Genomic DNA, 17,331 nt, shown 5'->3' with positions numbered 1-17,331 from the left:
TACGACCGCCCGTGCGCTCAGCGCCCGCCGGTCAGCCCCTCCACCTCGGCGGTGAACAGCAGCTCGGGATCGAAGCCCATGCCCGTGAAGTGGCCGGCGAGTTCGAGGGAGAGCATCCCGTGCATACGGGTCCAGAAGGCCAGGGCGCGGCGCAGGACGTGCGGCGGGGCGGTGTGGTCGCCGGCCCACTGGCGGTGGTCGGCGAGATGGGTCTCGAGCGCGTCGGGTGACGCGGCCTGGGGCTCCTCGGCCGCGCACGCGTCGAGCAGGGCCGCCATGATCTCCTGGGCGATCGCGGTGGTGTCCGCCGGCGCCTGGTAGCCGGGGACCGGCGTGCCGTAGACGAGGAAGTAACGCTGGGGGTCCTCCAGCGCCCAGCGGCGCAGCGCCCCGGCCAGCCCGGGCAGCCCCGAACCCGCGTCGGCCGCGGCGCGGAAGGTGTCGGCCAGGCTGCGGTAGGCGTCCCTGACCAGCTCGGTGATCAGGTCGTCCCGGCCGCCGAAGTACCGGTAGAGCGCCGGCCCGCTCATGCCCAGCTCCTTGGCGATGGCGTTGAGGGACAACCCCGACGCCCCCGCCGTGGCGATCTGCTCCCAGGCCCGCGCCTTGATCTCCGCCCGCACCTGGCTGCGGTACCGCTCCCGGGGACTTGCCGCGCCTGCCGCCATCGCTCTCACGCTCCTCGTCTTCGGAGTTTCAACCTATCACTGTCGAGAGAGGTCGTAACGAAATTGTCGGCGAGAGCTTGACACCTAAGAGATGGAGGGTCATTTTAGTTATAGCTTCTAACTCAAGCGAAGTGCTCTAGCACTCCTTCTCCGACCCGGAGGTCGTCATGGAAAGCGTCAACTTGGAGAGCAAGGAACTCGTCGAGGTCGTCCTGCCGGGCACGGTCGAGCCCGAGGAGCTGCAGCTCCGGCGAGGGGACATCCCGCTGCCGGGCGCCGGGCAGATCGTGGTGCGGGTGGAGGCCACCGGGGTGTCCTTCGCGGAGCAGCAGATGCGTCGGGGCCGCTACTACGACCAGCCGCCGTTCCCGTTCGTGCCCGGCTACGACCTGGTCGGCACGGTTCTCACGGCCGGCACCGGCGTCGCACCGGGCCTCGTCGGCAAGCGGGTGGCGGCGCTGGTCAAGGTGGGCGGCTGGGCCAGCCACGTGGTGCTCGACGCGGGCGACGCGGTGGAGGTGCCCGCCGGGATCGGCGCCGCGGAGGCCGAGACACTGGTGGTCAACGGGATCACCGCGTGGCAGATGCTGCACCGCAAGGCCCGGGTGCGCAGCGGCGGGACGATCCTGGTCCACGGCGCCAACGGCGGTGTCGGCACGGTCCTGGTCCAACTCGCACGGGCGGCGGGCCTGAAGGTGATCGGCACGGCGTCCGCTCGCCATCACGAGGCCCTGCGCGAGCTGGGCGTCACCCCCGTCGACTACCGCACCGAGAACGTCCCGGCCCGGGTCCGGGAACTCGCCCCCGGCGGGGTCGACGCCGTCTTCGACCACCTCGGCGGGCGCAGCGTCACCGACTCCTGGCGACTGCTCGCCCCCGGCGGGACCCTCGTCGCCTACGGCAGCGCCACCACCCGGGACGACACGGGATCCAAGCAGTGGCCCGTCCTGAAGATCCTCGGCCGGGTGTCGTGGTGGAACGCGCTGCCGAACGGCCGCCACGCGTACTTCTTCAACGTCTGGGCGGGTCGCGCCCTGAGCAAGGACCGCTTCCGGACCCGGCTGCGCGCCGACCTCACCCAGGTGTTCCACGCCCTGGAGCGCGGCGAGGTCTCCGCACGGATCGCCGCCCGGCTGCCGCTCACCGAGGCCGCGCAGGCGATGCGGCTGGCGGAGTCCGGCACGGTGACCGGGAAGGTCGTCCTGATCCCGGGGGCATAGGTGAGGCCGGGAGCCGGGCCCGGACTCCGACCGTCAGGGGCGGAGTCCCACGCCGTGAGCAAGCCGGGCGGCCGCGTGCCGGAAGAAGGTCTCCCGGTCCTCGACCACCCGGTGGAACTGCCCGAACAGCTCGAACCCGACCAGCCCGAACAGCTGGGCCCAGGCCGCCACCAGCGCCACGGCCGCCTCGGGAGGCAGGTCGGGTACCAGGTCCGCCGCCATGCGCTCGGCCTCGGGACGCACCTCGGCCGACAGGGGCAGGTCGGCGAGGCCGGGACCCTGGTGGGCGTCGCGGACGATACCGATGAGGAGCAGGCCGACACGGGAGGCGGCCGGGACGGTGGTCTCGGGGGCGGCGTAGCCGGGGACGGGCGATCCGTAGATCAGGGCGTACTCGTGCGGATGGGCGAGGGCCCAGGCGCGCACCGCCTCGCACACAGCCGTCCAGCGACGCACGCGGTCCGCGCCGGCGACCGCTCCGTGGGCGGCCTCCGCGGCCTCGCCGAGGGAGTCGTAGGCGTCGATGATCAACGCGGTCAGCAACTCGTCACGGCTCGGGAAGTAGCGGTAGAGCGCCGAGGAGACCATGCCCAGTGCACGAGCCACGGCCCGCAGCGAGAGCTTGGCCGCACCCTCCGCCGCGAGCTGTCTGCGCGCCTCGTCCTTGATGGCGGCGGTGACTTCCATCCTGGCCCGCGCTCGGGCGCCCTGTGCGGTGCTCATGCCAGCAGTGTGCCACGACGACAGAGCAGTGCACACAAACAAGAGCGCCGGACAAAAACGAGAGCACCGCTCTTGCACTGGCACGCCCATCTCCCCCACACTGGAGTCAAGCGAGAGCACCGCTCTCCCAACAGTGGGGGTCAGTCACCATGTCGTCGTCTTCGCCGTTCTACGTGAAGAGCAGCCCGATGGCCGTGCGCATGAACGGGATCGTCGCCTGGCTCGCCCGGCACGGGCTCAGCATCGCGGGCTCCGCCGAGCTGTCCGTGCGCGGCCGCAAGAGCGGCGCGATGCAGCGCGTCCCGGTCAACCCGCACACCCACGAGGGCGAGCAGTACCTGGTATCGGCGCGCGGCCACTCCCAGTGGGTGCGCAACGTGCGGGCCGCGAACGGCGGAGAGCTGCGGGTGGGCCGGAAGGTGCGCGCGTTCACCGTGGCGGAGCTTCCCGACGAGGAGAAGCTCCCGATCCTGCGCACCTACCTGGAGAAGTGGGGCTGGGAGGTCAAGGACTACTTCGCGGGCGTCACGGCCAAGTCGTCCGACGCCGAGATCCTCGGGATCGCCCCCGACCACCCGGTCTTCCGGATCACCGTCACGAAGTGACGGGGTCCTCCGCCGCCGTCGCCGGCCCCCGGTCCAGCGCGGTCAGGGCGCGCTGGGCGAGCGGGTGCGCCCGGACCAGCTGACCCAGGGACGTCGAGCCCTGCGTGATGTCCTTGAAGGCCCGCCAGGCGGGGCGGAAGCCGGTGAGGACCGCGTGGAAGATACCGGGACGGCGCTCGAACGCGGCCAGCATGCGCTTGCCGACGCTCATCTCCACACCGAGCCCCGCCTTGATCGCGAACGCGTAGTTCAGGGCCTGGCGACGGGTGTCGACGGCGTCGTGCGCCTCGGCGATCCGGACCGCCCACTCCCCCGCCAGCCGGCCCGAGCGCAGCGCGAAGGAGATGCCCTCACGGGTCCACGGCTCCAGCAGGCCCGCCGCGTCACCGCAGACCAGCACCCGGCCGCGGGAGAGCGGCGAGTCGTCGGCACGGCAGCGCGTCAGATGCCCGGAGGAGATGCTCGGCTCGAAGCCGGCCAGCCCGAGCCGGGCGATGAAGTCCTCCAAGTACCGCTTGGTGGCGGCGCCTTCGCCGCGCGCCGAGATCACACCGACCGTCAGGGTGTCGCCCTTCGGGAAGACCCAGCCGTAGCTGCCCGGCATGGGGCCCCAGTCGATGAGCACCCGTCCCTTCCAGTCCTCGGCGACGGTGTCCGGGACCGGGATCTCCGCCTCCAGGCCGAGGTCGACCTGATCCAGCTTCACCCCGACGTGCGCCCCTATACGGCTGGCGCTGCCGTCGGCACCGACGACCGCGCGGGCCAGGACCGTCTCCCCGCCCTGGAGCACCACGGCGACCGTGCGCCGGTCCGGCACCGCGGAGCCGTGCTGCTCGACGCGCTGCACCGCGACACCCGTCCGCAGTTCGGCGCCCGCCTTCTGGGCGTGCTCGACCAGCTGCTGGTCGAACTCGGGCCGATTGATCAGCCCGAACAGCATCTGCTTGGAGCGGCGGGTGCGGGTGAAGCGCCCATTGTTCGAGAACGTCACCGCGTGCACACGGTCCTGGAAGGGCAGCTCGAAGCCGGGCGGCAGCGCGTCGCGCGAGGGGCCGATGATGCCGCCGCCGCACGTCTTGTAACGCGGCAGCTCGGCTTTCTCCAGCAACAGCACGCGTCGCCCCGCGACCGCTGCCGCGTAGGCGGCCGAGGCCCCCGCGGGTCCCGCGCCCACCACGACGACGTCCCACACCCGCTGCACGTCGTCCGCCGAAGAGTTCTCGCCGCTCACGATGGTCTACTACTCCGATCAAGCCGCTGCCGCACCTGTCCCCCGCATCCTACGGCGACCGTCGTCGCAGGCCACTGTGGGAGGATCGGTCTATCCAGCCGTACAACGTCGCACCCACGAGGAGCGTGCCCATGTCGTCGAATCCGGTCGCCGAGACCGTCGCTTCGCTGCTGCCCCGGGCGAAGGCGGAGCTGACCGAACTGGTCGCCTTCAAGTCGGTGGCGGACTTCGCGCAGTTCCCGAAGAGCGAGAGCGAGGGTGCCGCGAACTGGATCGCCGACGCGCTGCGCGCCGAGGACTTCGTGGACGTGGCCGTCCTCGACACCCCCGACGGCACGCAGTCCGTGTACGGCTACCTGCCGGGCCCCGAGGGTGCCAAAACGGTTCTGCTCTATGCGCACTACGACGTGCAGCCGCCGCTGGACGAGGCGGGCTGGGACACCCCGCCGTTCGAGCTGACCGAGCGGGACGGCCGCTGGTACGGCCGCGGGACCGCCGACTGCAAGGGCGGTGCGATCATGCACCTGCTCGCGCTGCGCGCCCTGAAGGCGAACGGCGGCATCCCCGTCCACGTGAAGGTGATCGTCGAGGGCTCCGAGGAGCAGGGCACGGGCGGCCTGGAGCGGTACGCCGAGCAGCACCCCGAGCTGCTGGAGGCGGACACGATCGTCATCGGTGACGCGGGCAACTTCCGCGTGGGCCTGCCGACGGTGACCACCACCCTGCGCGGCATGACGCTGGTCCGGGTACAGATCGACACCCTCGCCGGCAACCTGCACTCGGGCCAGTTCGGCGGCGCCGCCCCGGACGCGCTGGGCTCGCTGATCCGCGTCCTGGACTCCCTGCGCGCGGAGGACGGCTCGACCACCATCGAGGGCCTGGACGCCACGGCGCAGTGGGACGGTCTCGAGTACACCGAGGAGCAGTTCCGCAAGGACGCCAAGGTGCTGGACGGAGTCGGTCTGATCGGTGACGGCTCGGTGGCCGACCGCATCTGGGCCCGGCCGGCCGTCACCGTCCTCGGCATCGACTGTCCGCCCGTGGTGGGCGCCACCCCGTCGGTCCAGTCGAGTGCCCGCGCCCTGATCAGCCTGCGGGTGCCGCCGGGCGTCGACTCGGCCGAGGCCACCAAGCTGCTCCAGGCCCACATCGAGGCCCACACGCCGTGGGGCGCACGGGTGAGCACCGAGCAGATCGGCCAGGGCCAGCCGTTCCGCGCCGACCCCTCCAGCCCGGCCTACCGGGCGATGGCCGACGCGATGGCGATCGCCTACCCGGGCGAGACCATGCAGTACGCCGGCCAGGGCGGCACCATCCCGCTGTGCAACACCCTCGCCGGCCTCTACCCGGAGTCGGAGATCCTGCTGATCGGCCTGAGCGAGCCGGAGGCACAGATCCACGCGGTCAACGAGAGCGTGTCCCCCGAGGAGCTGGAGCGGCTGTCGGTCGCCGAGGCGCTGTTCCTGCGCAACTACGCGGCGGGCTGAAGTCCTCTGCCGACGGCAGAGCGCCCTCGCCCGACGGCGGGGGCGCTGCCTAGCGTCGGCGCATGGACGTCATCGAACTGCTCCCCCGCCTCCACCTCCTGCGCTTCCCGGTCGGCCAGGCCTACTTCTGGTACGACGGAGCGGAGTCCACGCTGATCGACGCGGGGGCGGTCGGCGCGGGCCGCACGATCGCCGACGCGCTCACCGCGCTGGGCCGCGCCCCCGGGGACGTACGACGGATCGTGCTGACCCATTTCCACGAGGACCACGCGGGCGGGGCGGGCGAGTTCGCCGAGCTCAGCGGCGCCGAGGTACTGGCCCACGGCCTGGACGCACCGTTCGTACGGGGCGAACTCCCCGGGCCGCCTCCGCGGTTCGAGGACTGGGAGCTGCCGATCCACGCGGAGGTGTCGAGGCACCTTCCCCAGGGCGAGCGGGTGCGCCCGCGGAGCGTCACTCCTCTGTCCGACGGTGACGTGCTCGACTTCGGCGGCGGTGCGCGGGTCGTCCACGTACCGGGGCACACCGACGGCAGCATCGCGCTGTTCCTGCCCGACGAGGGCGTGCTGTTCACCGGTGACACGGTGGCGGCCTCGCCGGTCGACGGAGCGGTGATACCGGGAGTGTTCAACCTCGACCGCCCCCAACTCCTCGATTCATTGCACCGGTTGGCGGCCCTCGACGCGGAAGTGGCCTGCTTCGGGCACGGTGACCCGGTCGTGGGCAGGGCCTCGGCCGCACTTCGGAGAGCGGCGGACAGCCACCCGGCCACCGGCTGATCATGGAGGCATGACCTTCCCCGAACGCCTCGCCGCCCACACCCGCATCGTCCGTTCCCTCGCCCCGCTGGGCGACCGGCAGCTGGCCGAGCTGGTCGCGGCGGGCGAGACGCTCGGCACGGGCATCGGCGGCAGAGCCGTACGCCTCCTTGTCGACGGCCGGCCGGTGTTCGTCAAGCGGGTGCCGCTGACGGACCTGGAGCGGCTGCCCGGGAACGAGCGGTCGACGGCGAACCTGTTCGGTCTGCCGTCGTACTGCCACTACGGCATCGGCAGCCCGGGCTACACCGCCTGGCGGGAGTTGGCCGCGCACGCGCTGACCACAGAGCGCGTGCTGGCCGGAGGGTTCCCCGGCTTTCCGCTGCTGCACCACTGGCGGGTGCTGCCCGACGAGCCCCAGCCCCTCCCCGACGAACTCGCCGACGTGGAGCGGGCCGTGGCCTACTGGGGCGCGGGCGTGCGCGAACGCCTCGAAGCTCTGCGGTCGGCCTCCGCGAGCCTGACCCTGTTCCTGGAGCACGTCCCGCACAGCCTGCACGACTGGCTGGACGCCGAACTGCGCACGGACCGCGCCGACGCGGCGTGCACCCGGGTGGCACAGGGCCTGACGGAGCTGACCGATGGGCTGGAGTCGTACCGACTCCTGCACTTCGACGCCCACTTCCGCAACATCCTGACCGACGGCCGCAGGCTGTACCTCACCGACTTCGGCCTCTCACTCGGCTCCACCTTCCGGCTGGACGACGAGGAGCGGGAGTTTTTCGCCCGGCACCGGAACTACGACCGTGTCTACATCGCCTATCACCTGGTGATCTGGCTCGTCACCGCGCTGTACGGGTACGGCCGGGAAGAGCGCGAGGAGTACATCCGGGCGCTGGCCGCCGGTGCCCGGCCCGAGGGCGTTCCCCGGGCCGCCGCCGAGCTGCTGACCCGCTACGCGCCCGCCGCCGCCGCCATGGGCGACTTCAGCCGGCCACTCGTGCGGGAGAGCCGGCTGACCCCGTACCCGGACGCCGAGCTGAACCGCGCCTACAACAGCTCGATGCTCTCGGCGTAGGGGCAGGCCACCGGGTTCCCGCCGGGCGGATCGCGGCGACCGACTCGGTCGAGGACGTCCGCAGAAGAGCCAGGACGAGATCCCCGCCGACAGCACGGACGCGGCGGGGATCCGAGGATCCGTCAGAGTGCTTCAGGCGGCCTGTCCGGCGACCGGCACGCCGGCCTCCAGATAGAGCGCGGCGCCGCGTTCGCGGGCCCTCAGCGCCCAGCGCAGCCGCTCGTAGCGGACCGGCGGCAGCATGTCGGCGGCCTCCTGTTCGGTCGCGAAGCGCCAGGCGCGCAGCTCCGGCCCCGGCAGCAGCACCCGGGCCGCCTCGGCGGTGTCCAGCCGGCCGCCGTCGAAGAGCAGGCGCAGCCCGCCGAAGCCGGGGGGCACGGGCCGCTCCCAGTCCACGACGAGCAGCCGGGGCACCTCCCGCAGCCTTATCCCGGTCTCCTCGGCGACCTCGCGCATACCGGCGCGGGCGGGAGCCTCGCCGCGCTCGACGACCCCGCCGGGGAACTCCCAGCCGGGCTTGTAGGTGGGGTCCACGAGCAGCACCCGGTCCTGCTCGTCGAAGAGGAGCACTCCGGCGGCGAGGGTCTCGGCGGTGGGTTCGGGCGTCTGCACGATGTCACAGGGGGGTACCGTGCCGCTGCCGACGGCGTCGGCGATGCGGACGGCGGTCTCGTACGGAGTGAGGGTGCTGGTGTCCACGAGGTGGGCGTCGGCGGTGAGCCAGGCGGCGAGGGCGGTCCGATAGGGCTCGATGTGGTCGTACGCCCACTGCCGCTGGCGTATCTCGCCGTCGGCCAGGTCCGGCGGGATCTCCCGCCCGGCTATCCGCTCGCGCAGGATCGTTTCCGCCGGGGCGAGGAGCAGATGGCGTACGGGGATCCGGCGGGCGGCGAGGCCACCGAAGATCTCGTCGCGGTACTCCTGGCGCAGCAGGGTCATGGGGACCACCAGGGTCCCGCCCAGCTCGGCGAGCATCGCGGCCGCCGTGTCGATCACGAGCCGGCGCCAGATCGGCAGGTCCTGGAAGTCGCCGACCTCGGCGAGGCGCTTGGGCGGCAGCAGGTGCGCGAGCGCTCCACCGATGACCTCGGGGTCGAAGAGCGCGCTGTTCGGGATCAGTTCGATCAGTTCCCGTGCAGTGGTGGTCTTCCCCGCACCGAACGCGCCGTTGATCCAGACGACGGTCACGGACTCCCCCTCTTCTGTTGGCCCCCTGTGGCTTGCCCGCTCCACCCTGCCACGGAAACCACATCCAGTTGAGGGTGCGCACACGCGCGTGCCGGTGCCCCTCGCGTCGGGGACACCGGCACGGGGTCCGGGCACCGGGCCGGGCTACTCCTGCCCCTGCGCGTGGTCGTCCACGGCGAAGCTGTCCTGGCTGACGACGTGGTCCACGTGGTCGAGGGTGCCGGAGACGTTGAGGTCACCGAGCGGCCCCTTGTCCGCGGCGTGCGAGGGGGTGACGGCAGCCACGACGAATCCGGTGGCGAGGGTGGCGATGGCGAGCATGCTCCGCTTCTTCATACCCTGGATCAACTGCGGAACCGTCCGCGAGTCACGCGGATCACGGCGATTCCCGGCAAGGTCATGGCGGCGAACCCCATGGGCCGAGCGTCCGGGAGCGGAGGTCGCCACGGAAACCCCGTGGCCCTGGCGATCACGGCGTCGGTATCGTCCTGGTCCCGGCCCGCCGGACACAGGCGGACCACGACAAGGAGAACGACGGCCATGACCAGCACCCGCCCGACGACCACTCTCTGGCGCCCCACCGGCCCCGCGGAGCTGGACCTGGTCCGGGAGCTGGACTGGAGGGCCTGGCCGCCGCGGCTGCCCGAGCAGCCGATCTTCTACCCGGTTCTCAACGAGGACTACGCGATCCGGATCGCCCGGGACTGGAACGTCAAGCACGACGGCGCCGGGTTCGTCACACGCTTCGAGGTCGACGCGGAGTACCTCGGTCGCCATCCCGTCCGACAGGCCGGCGGCGAGACGATCCTGGAGCTGTGGGTGCCCGCCGAGGAGCTGGACGAGTTCAACGCCCACATCGTGGGCCGGATCGAGGTCGTTCACGAGTTCCGATGAGGCCGCGAGAGGCCGGGCGAACCAACAGAACCAAACGCCCGACCTCTCCACCATCTCCCAAAACGCCCCGCCGTCAAGGGGGCTGACGGAATATCGAACAACTCCGACGCACCTCTTCCAACACAGTCCGACACGTCCTACCGTAAGCGCGCACCGGTGACACGTACATGCCGTCATCCCACCTTGCGCGAGCCGGAGGAACGTCAACGATGCGTCGCCCTCACACCCGCACCACCCGCACCACCCGCCGAAGAGTGGCCGGAGCCCTCACCGCAGGGCTGCTGTGCACGGCGGGCCTGGCCGCCCCCGCCGCCGCGGCACCCGCCCGGCACCCCGTCGCCGCAGCCTCGCCGGCCGACGGCCTCGCCCTCACCCCGCCCATGGGCTTCAACAACTGGAACTCCACGCACTGCCGTGCCGACTTCAACGAGGCCATGGTCAAGGGGATCGCGGACCTCTTCGTGGCCAAGGGCCTGAAGGACGCCGGCTACCAGTACGTGAACCTCGACGACTGCTGGGCCCTGCCGAACCGGGACGCCGACGGCAAGCTGGTGCCGGACCCGGCCCGCTTCCCGAACGGGATCAAGGCCGTCGCCGACTACGTCCACAGCAAGGGCCTCAAGCTCGGCATCTACACCAGCGCCGGCGTCAAGACCTGCAACAGCGCGGGCTTCCCGGGCGCGCTCGGCCACGAGTACAGCGACGCACAGCAGTTCGCCGACTGGGGCGTCGACTACCTCAAGTACGACAACTGCAACAACCTGGGCGTCGACGCCAAGCTGCGCTACCGGACCATGCGTGACGCGCTCGAGGCGACCGGCCGGCCCATCGTCTACAGCATCTGCGAATGGGGCGAGAACAAGCCCTGGGAGTGGGCGTCGGACGTCGGTCACCTGTGGCGGACCACCGGTGACATCAGCGACAGCTGGGGTTCGATGCTGTCGATCCTCAAGCAGAACCTGCCGCTCGCGCCGTACGCCGGGCCCGGCCACTGGAACGACCCCGACATGCTGGAGGTCGGCAACGGCGGGATGACGGACACCGAGTACCGCTCGCACTTCTCCCTGTGGTCCGTCATGGCCTCGCCCCTGCTCATCGGCACCGACCTGCGCAAGGCCTCCCAGGCGACCTTCGACATCCTGGACAACAAGGAGGTCATCGCCGTCGACCAGGACCCGCTGGGCAAGCAGGGCACGGTCGTCTCCTCCGCGGGCGGACGCTGGGTGATCGCCAAGCAGATGAAGGACGGCAGCCGGGCGGTCGCTCTGTTCAACGAGTCCGGCTCCGCCCAGCGGATCGCCACGACCGCAAGCGCCGTCGGTCTGCCCGACGCCCCCGCCTACACCCTGCGCGACCTGTGGCAGCACCGCGGCTACAACACCGCGGGCACCCTCGCGGCCACCGTCCCGGCCCACGGCACGGTCCTGCTGCGGGTCGCGGCCGACCCGGACTGGGCCGCCAACCCGCCCGCCGCGGAACTCGGCCTGGACGGAAGCCCGTTCGTGGAGGCGGGCACCCCGGCCGCTCTGACCACCAGCGTCACCGATCTCGGCCGGACATCAGCGCGCCGGGTGTCCGTGTCACTCACCGGCCCGGACGGCTGGACCGTACGCGCCACCTCGGCGACCACGGCCGCCGCCCTCGCCACGGGCAAGTCGCTGCGCACGGGCTGGCGGGTCGCCGCCCCCGCGGGGACGCCGGCCGGTTCCTACGGCCTCACCCTCAAGGCGAATTACCGCTCGCCCACCGGAGAGAACGTCACCAGCACCCTCCCGCTGACGGTGACCATCGCACTGCCGCCGCCCACCGGGACGTCGTACCTCAGCGATCTGCCCTGGCTGTCGGCGACCAGCGGCTGGGGGCCGGTCGAGCGTGACACCAGCAACGGGGAGAGCGCCGCGGGCGACGGGAACCCCATCACTTTGGGCGGCGTCGTGTACGCCAAGGGGCTCGGCGTCCACGCGGAGAGCGAGGTCTCCTTCTACACCGGCAAGGCCTGCGAGAAGGTCACCGCTGACGTCGGCGTGGACGACGAGAAGGGCACGAAGGGCACCGTCGCCTTCGAGATCTGGGCGGACGGCACCAAGGCCGCCTCGACCGGCGTACTGACCAACGCACAGCCCGCCCAGCCGCTCACCGCCGACGTCACCGGCGCCCAGGTGGTCCGCCTCGTGGTCACCGACGGCGGAGACGGCATCGACTCGGACCACGCGGACTGGGCGAACGCCCGGCTGAGCTGCTGACCTCGGCTCGGATCGCGGGCGCCGGGCTGCGCTGCCGACCGCGGCTCCGAACACGGACGCCGGGCCCAGCTGCTGACGGTGGCTCCGAACACGGACGCCGGGCCCAGCCGCTGACCACGGCTCCGCGCCGCGTGCCGAGCTCAGCCGCCGAACCGCCCGCAGACGCCTGCCGCGGTCGCGTCCGGCCTACGGGCCGACGCGGCCGCTGCGGCACCGACCCGCGCCGATGCACGCGGCCGTGCCCCTCAACCTCCGAGCCACCCTCGCACTCCCGCCGCAGCCGCATCCGGCCCGAGAGCCGACGCAGCCGCGGCAGCACCGACAAAACCCGCACCCGTACCCACCCACGCCGCCGCGCCCCCCCAGCCGCCGAACCACCCTCACACTCCCGCCGCAGCCGCATCCGGCCCGAGAGCCAACGCAGCCGCGGCAGCACCGACAAAACCCGCACCCGTACCCACCCACGCCGCCGCGCCCCCCAGCCGCCGAACCACCCTCACACTCCCGCCGCAGCCGCATCCGGCCCGAGAGCCAACGCAGCCGCGGCAGCACCGACCAGACCCGCATCCGTACCCATCTGCGCAGGCGTCACCGTCAGCCGCTGGACGAAGGAGAGGGTCGCGTAGTCGGCGAGGGCCTTGCGCAGGGGTGTGAAGAGGATGTCGCCGGCCTTGCCGACACCCCCGCCGATCACCGCGATGTCGATCTCCACCAGGGTCGCGGTGGCCGCGATGCCGGCGGCCAGGGCCTGGGCGGCGCGCTCGAAGGAGGCCACGGCGACCGGGTCGCCCTCCCGGGCGGCGGCGGCGACCGCCGCCGCGGAGGTGTCGCCGTCCGGGCCGGGCTGCCAGCCCTGTTCCAGGGCACGGCGGGCGATGTTGGGGCCGCTGGCGATGCGCTCGACGCAGCCGCGCGAGCCGCACGGGCACGGGTCGCCGTCGAGGTCGACGCTGATGTGCCCGATGTGCCCGGCGTTGCCGGTCGGGCCGGGATGCAGCTGCCCACCGAGGACCAGGCCGCCGCCGACGCCGGTGGAGACGACCATGCACAGCGCGTTGTCGTGGCCGCGGGCGGCGCCCTGCCAGTGCTCGGCCGCGGTGATGGCCACCCCGTCGCCGATGAGCTCGACCGGCAGCCCACCGGTGACTGAGCGCACCCGCTCGACCAGGGGAAAGTCACGCCAGCCCGGCACGTTCACGGGGCTGACGGTGCCCGCGGAGGCGTCCACCGGGCCCGCGCTGCCGATGCCTATCGAGCCTGCGCGTCCCCACAAAGGCGACTCGGCGAGGTCGCCGAGCACCTCCTCGACGGCCCGCATGACCGTTTCGCCGTCCTGCTGCGCGGGCGTCGCACGCTGTGCGCGCGCCTGGATCCGTCCGTGACCGTCCACCAGAGCGCCGGCAATCTTGGTGCCGCCGATGTCCAGGGCCGCCACGAGGTCGGTGTACATCAGTGTCAGTTCTCCCCGTTGAACCTTGAATAACCAGAAAGAGGCAGGCCGGTCCAGCGGTGGGGGCGCAGGCCGGAGACAGCGGTGGACAGTCTCTCGCGCATCTGACAACGTTGTCCAGGCTCTATGCTCGACGCCACATCCTCATACAAGCCACGGATCTACGCACCCCCCCCCGTGGACGACCCGGACGACAGGACAGGACGCCGCATCGTGCCCGAGAGCAGCCGCCGCGCAGACCGCCCCGCAGACCGTCACTCCGGGGCGCGTTACGGCAACCGTCCCACGATGAAGGACGTGGCCGCGCGCGCCGGGGTCGGCCTGAAGACGGTGTCCCGCGTGGTCAACGGCGAGCCCGGCGTCACCCCGGACACCGAGCGCCGCGTCCAGGAGGCGATCGACACGCTCGGATTCCGCCGCAACGACAGCGCACGCGTCCTGCGCAAGGGCCGTACGGCCAGCATCGGCCTGGTCCTGGAGGACCTCGCGGACCCGTTCTACGGCCCGCTGAGCCGCGCGGTCGAGGAGGTGGCCCGGTCCCACGGCGCCCTGCTGATCAACGGCTCCAGCGCCGAGGACCCGGACCGGGAGCAGGAGCTGGCGCTGGCGCTGTGCGCCCGGCGGGTGGACGGTCTGGTGGTGATCCCGGCCGGGGACGACCACCGCTACCTGGAGCCGGAGATCAGAGCGGGTGTGGCCACCGTGTTCGTGGACCGCCCCGCCGGGAAGATCGACGCCGACGTCGTGCTGTCCGACAACTACGGCGGCGCCCACGACGGCGTCGCCCACCTGATCGCGCACGGTCACCGCCGGATCGGGTTCATCGGCGACATGCCCCGCATCCACACCGCGGCCGAGCGCCTGCGCGGCTACCGGGCCGCCATGGAGGACGCCGGGATACCGGTCGAGGAGCGGTGGATGTCGCTCGGGGCGACGGACCCGGTGCGGGTGCGCCGGGCGGCCGAGGAGATGCTCTCGGACCCCTCCCCCGTCACCGCGATCTTCGCGGGCAACAACCGGGTGACGGTCACCGTGATCCGGGTCCTCGCCGAGCAGTCCCGCCCGGTCGCCCTCGTCGGCTTCGACGACATCGAGCTGGCCGATCTGCTCCAGCCGGGCGTCACGGTCGTCGCCCAGGACGCGGCCGCCCTCGGCCGGACCGCCGCCGAGCGCCTCTTCCGCCAGCTGGACGGCACCCTCGTCGCGCCCGAGCGCATCGAGCTGCCGACCCGGCTCGTCACCCGCGGCTCGGGCGAGCTGCCGCCCGCGGACTGACCCGCCCGTGACCGGTGACGTCGGCCGCACTCTGGCGGAACTCGGCCTCGCCGAGGCACCCCGCGACCATCCGCTGACCTATCCGGGCGCCTGGCCCGCCGACTCCGGGCTGCTGCACGGCGACCGGATGCTCCCGTTGGACCGGTTGGTGCACGAGGACCGGACGCCGGTCCTCGCCGTCGGCTCCAACGCCTGCCCGGGCCAGCTGCGCCACAAGATGGACGAGTCCGGGATCGACGCGGCCATCCCGATGGTGCGGGCGTGGGTGACCGGCGTCGACGTGGGCGTTTCCGCCCATGTGAGCCTGCTGGGCTATGTCTCCGCCTCTCCCGTCAGGTCGCCCCGCTGCTTACGGGAGTTGTTCGTCATCTGGCTGGATCCGCGGCAACTGGCGGTGATCGACGCCAGCGAGCCGAACTTCTGGCGGGCCTGGCTGCCCGCACCGGACGTGCGGATCGAGCTGCCGGACGGCTCGGCGCTGACCGGCGCGTACGCCTATGTCAACCGGCACGGCGTGCTGCACGACGGCACAGGCGTGCCCCGCCGGCATCCCGGGCAGCGCCCGCTGCTCACCGAACTCCTCGTGGCGTCAGCCCTGCTGCGGGAGTTGTTCGGGTTCACACCGGAGGAGTTCTGCACGCGGGCCCGCGCCGACGCCGCGCTGTGCGCGCGGGGCACCCGGCTGTTCGCGGAACACGCGTGGGTGACGGAGTCGGGGCTGGAGCCGTACGCGCACGGCCGGCCGTAGCCCGCGCCCGCCCGTCGGCCGCCGGCCGTGTTCGGTACGGCCGGCGGCTGCTCGGGGTGATGCCCGCCAGTCAGGAGTGACGGGGCGGGCGTGGGCTCACGGGGCCCGGTTGAAGATCGCGACGACGCTGCGGTTCTTGTCCATGGTGATCTGGTAGTTGGCCGTGGTGTCGCTCTGCTTCACGCCGTCGACCTCCCAGCCCGCGAACACGTTGCCGGCCGCCGGGTGGGCGGTGAGGGTCACCTGTGTGCCGGGGTCGTAGGGGCCGAACTCGCTGACCGTGATGCTGCCGCCGCCCACCGGGGAGACGGACATCGTGAGGGTGTGCCGGTTGGTCACCTTCGAGGCGCGGTAGGCGGACACGAGCGGAGTGGCGAGCTGGGCGATGCCTGCGTTGTTGTTCTTCGCGTCGCCGAGGATCTTGCCTTCGGCGGTGCGGTTGACGGTGTTGGAGTACTGGTTGATGACCTTGCAGCTGGGCAGGCAGGGCGTGTTGTAGGCCATGAGCGTGTGGTACTTGTTGTCGGACGTGATCCAGCCGAAGTTGGTGTCGTTCGGTCCTGGCGGCGTCTCCCCGTTGTTGGCCACGGTCTTCCGGTCGTGCCGCATGCCCAGGTTGTGGCCGATCTCGTGGCCCAGGTTGTCCCAGTCCTTCACCGACAGGACGCTCGTGACGGAGTAGGCGCTCTCGCTGGTCCCCGAGGTGACGGGAATCGGCAGATCGGCCGAGCCGGAGCTGTTCTCGGCGGGGATGGACGCGAGCAGGGCCACCAGGTCGGCGCCGTAGTCGTCCCGGAACGCGTGGGCCGTGGCACCGAGCGTCAGGTCGGCTCTTTTGTTGAGCTTGTCGAGCATGGTGCTGGCGTCCTCGTTGGGAACGCCGGACGGCGACGTCTGGTACGAGTGGACGACGTGCACGCTGGCCGGCACATGGCTGGTGGCGAAAGCCTTGTTGAGCTGGCTCACTCCGTAGCGGATCCGGGCCTCGACCTCCGGCACCCCGCCGAGCTCGGTGACGGCCGCGGGGGTGTAGGGGACGAGGACGTCGATCGCGACCGGGTTGTTGTTGTCGGCCCTGGGCGCCTTCTCCGCGTGCCCGGGACGGCCGGCTCGCTTGGGCAGGGTCACGGTGTCGCCGGGCTTTCCGCTGGGGGGCAGCTTCAGCGTGTCGATCTCCTGCAGGCGGTACTTGCCCGGATGCTTGGGCAGGGGGGTGAACACGTAGTCCTTGGTGCCGACCTCGATGACGCCGTCGAGGGTGACGTGGCCGCCGCCGCGCGTGCAGGCTCCGATGATGGACAGGGACACCGTGTCCTCGGGCTTCTTCGGGTCGTGCCCGTCCCAGTAGACGGTGCCGTTCGCGTCCTTGTGGTAGTAGTCGCGCATCGCGGTGATGCCTCGGGTGTCGGGGAAGAGCCGGAACGTACGGTGCTCCGGCACGCCTTCCTTCTGCGTACGGCACAGGGGCGCGAACTCCTTGGCGTCGGCGCGCAGTACGGCGGTGCGCACCACCCAGGGCTCGTCATGGTCGGACCCGCCGCCCGCGGGCGGCGTGGCCATGGCCAGGGGAAGGGGGGCGAGAAGTGCGGTGGCCGTGGTACAGGCGACCAGCAGGGAACGACGCATGGGGGACGTCAGCCTTTCTGTGGGGGGGAATGTGCCCCATGATCAGCGTCTGTTCGCGTCGTGCTCTCGAGCGCGGGGTCGCGGGGTCGATGTCGCCCGCAGGTTCATCCAGTCAGCCTCCTGCGGACCCGACCGGT

The 17,331-nt window shown here is 71.8% G+C and carries 16 protein-coding genes; 9 read left to right on the top strand and 7 right to left on the bottom strand.

Annotation, left to right across the window (positions count from 1 at the left end; all coding sequences use genetic code 11):
- Positions 1-17: 17 nt before the first annotated feature.
- Positions 18-668 (bottom strand): TetR/AcrR family transcriptional regulator, encoded by a 651-nt coding sequence (locus tag ACIF83_RS04300; RefSeq protein ID WP_399723337.1) that lies wholly within the window; start codon positions 666-668, stop codon positions 18-20.
- Between the two features lie 167 nt (positions 669-835).
- Here ACIF83_RS04300 and ACIF83_RS04295 point away from each other — a divergent pair, with 167 nt between their 5' ends.
- Positions 836-1,888, top strand: a complete 1,053-nt coding sequence (locus ACIF83_RS04295; protein ID WP_399723335.1) for a medium chain dehydrogenase/reductase family protein — start codon at positions 836-838, stop codon at positions 1,886-1,888.
- Between the two features lie 33 nt (positions 1,889-1,921).
- On the opposite strand, the gene ACIF83_RS04290 is transcribed toward ACIF83_RS04295, so the two are convergent.
- Positions 1,922-2,611, bottom strand: coding sequence for a TetR/AcrR family transcriptional regulator (locus tag ACIF83_RS04290; protein ID WP_393478634.1), 690 nt, complete (start codon positions 2,609-2,611; stop codon positions 1,922-1,924).
- Between the two features lie 149 nt (positions 2,612-2,760).
- Between ACIF83_RS04290 and ACIF83_RS04285 the strand changes: the two genes are divergently transcribed.
- Positions 2,761-3,216: a nitroreductase family deazaflavin-dependent oxidoreductase gene (locus ACIF83_RS04285; protein WP_393478631.1), complete on the top strand. Its 456-nt coding sequence runs from the start codon at positions 2,761-2,763 to the stop codon at positions 3,214-3,216.
- Here the strand turns inward: ACIF83_RS04285 and ACIF83_RS04280 are convergent.
- Positions 3,206-4,447, bottom strand: a complete 1,242-nt coding sequence (locus tag ACIF83_RS04280) for a geranylgeranyl reductase family protein (protein ID WP_393478629.1) — start codon at positions 4,445-4,447, stop codon at positions 3,206-3,208. The two genes, ACIF83_RS04285 and ACIF83_RS04280, sit on opposite strands and share 11 nt — an antisense overlap.
- A 131-nt stretch (positions 4,448-4,578) precedes the next feature.
- Here ACIF83_RS04280 and ACIF83_RS04275 point away from each other — a divergent pair, with 131 nt between their 5' ends.
- The 3 genes from ACIF83_RS04275 (at position 4,579) to ACIF83_RS04265 (ending at position 7,770) form a co-directional block, all read left to right on the top strand.
- The gene (locus tag ACIF83_RS04275) at positions 4,579-5,934 is read left to right on the top strand and encodes a dipeptidase (protein ID WP_393478626.1); all 1,356 of its coding nucleotides are present in this window, start codon (positions 4,579-4,581) and stop codon (positions 5,932-5,934) included.
- A 62-nt stretch (positions 5,935-5,996) separates the two neighbouring features.
- Entirely contained in the window at positions 5,997-6,713 is a 717-nt protein-coding gene (locus tag ACIF83_RS04270; protein WP_399723331.1) for an MBL fold metallo-hydrolase, read from the top strand.
- Positions 6,714-6,723: 10 nt separating this feature from the next.
- Positions 6,724-7,770 carry a protein kinase family protein gene (locus ACIF83_RS04265; RefSeq protein ID WP_399723329.1) on the top strand — a complete coding sequence of 349 codons (1,047 nt, stop codon included), beginning with the start codon at positions 6,724-6,726 and terminating at the stop codon, positions 7,768-7,770.
- Positions 7,771-7,902: 132 nt separating this feature from the next.
- Here ACIF83_RS04265 and ACIF83_RS04260 read toward each other — a convergent pair whose 3' ends face one another.
- Together ACIF83_RS04260 and ACIF83_RS04255 are read right to left on the bottom strand one after the other, a co-directional pair.
- Positions 7,903-8,958, bottom strand: a complete 1,056-nt coding sequence (locus ACIF83_RS04260) for an NUDIX domain-containing protein (protein WP_398140072.1) — start codon at positions 8,956-8,958, stop codon at positions 7,903-7,905.
- A 144-nt stretch (positions 8,959-9,102) separates the two neighbouring features.
- Positions 9,103-9,294, bottom strand: coding sequence for a hypothetical protein (locus ACIF83_RS04255; RefSeq protein WP_393478616.1), 192 nt, complete (start codon positions 9,292-9,294; stop codon positions 9,103-9,105).
- 204 nt (positions 9,295-9,498) lie between these two features.
- On the opposite strand from ACIF83_RS04255, the gene ACIF83_RS04250 reads away from it, so the two are divergent.
- Positions 9,499-9,852 carry a hypothetical protein gene (locus ACIF83_RS04250; protein WP_393478615.1) on the top strand — a complete coding sequence of 118 codons (354 nt, stop codon included), beginning with the start codon at positions 9,499-9,501 and terminating at the stop codon, positions 9,850-9,852.
- A gap of 209 nt (positions 9,853-10,061) precedes the next feature.
- Positions 10,062-12,095, top strand: a complete 2,034-nt coding sequence (locus tag ACIF83_RS04245; protein ID WP_399723326.1) for an NPCBM/NEW2 domain-containing protein — start codon at positions 10,062-10,064, stop codon at positions 12,093-12,095.
- A 496-nt stretch (positions 12,096-12,591) separates the two neighbouring features.
- On the opposite strand, the gene ACIF83_RS04240 is transcribed toward ACIF83_RS04245, so the two are convergent.
- Complete coding sequence (locus tag ACIF83_RS04240) at positions 12,592-13,545, bottom strand: ROK family protein (protein ID WP_393478609.1); 954 nt, start codon at positions 13,543-13,545, stop codon at positions 12,592-12,594.
- A 288-nt stretch (positions 13,546-13,833) separates the two neighbouring features.
- Between ACIF83_RS04240 and ACIF83_RS04235 the strand changes: the two genes are divergently transcribed.
- Together ACIF83_RS04235 and ACIF83_RS04230 are read left to right on the top strand one after the other, a co-directional pair.
- Entirely contained in the window at positions 13,834-14,820 is a 987-nt protein-coding gene (locus ACIF83_RS04235) for a LacI family DNA-binding transcriptional regulator (RefSeq protein ID WP_399723324.1), read from the top strand.
- Between the two features lie 7 nt (positions 14,821-14,827).
- Complete coding sequence (locus tag ACIF83_RS04230) at positions 14,828-15,568, top strand: hypothetical protein (RefSeq protein WP_393478604.1); 741 nt, start codon at positions 14,828-14,830, stop codon at positions 15,566-15,568.
- Between the two features lie 96 nt (positions 15,569-15,664).
- Here ACIF83_RS04230 and ACIF83_RS04225 read toward each other — a convergent pair whose 3' ends face one another.
- Entirely contained in the window at positions 15,665-17,194 is a 1,530-nt protein-coding gene (locus ACIF83_RS04225) for a reprolysin-like metallopeptidase (protein ID WP_399723322.1), read from the bottom strand.
- Positions 17,195-17,331: the final 137 nt, after the last annotated feature.

The organism is Streptomyces sp. NPDC085866, assembly GCF_044541035.1.
Taxonomy (GTDB): Bacteria; Actinomycetota; Actinomycetes; order Streptomycetales; family Streptomycetaceae; genus Streptomyces.
This window is presented reverse-complemented; position numbering and strand designations above follow the sequence as displayed.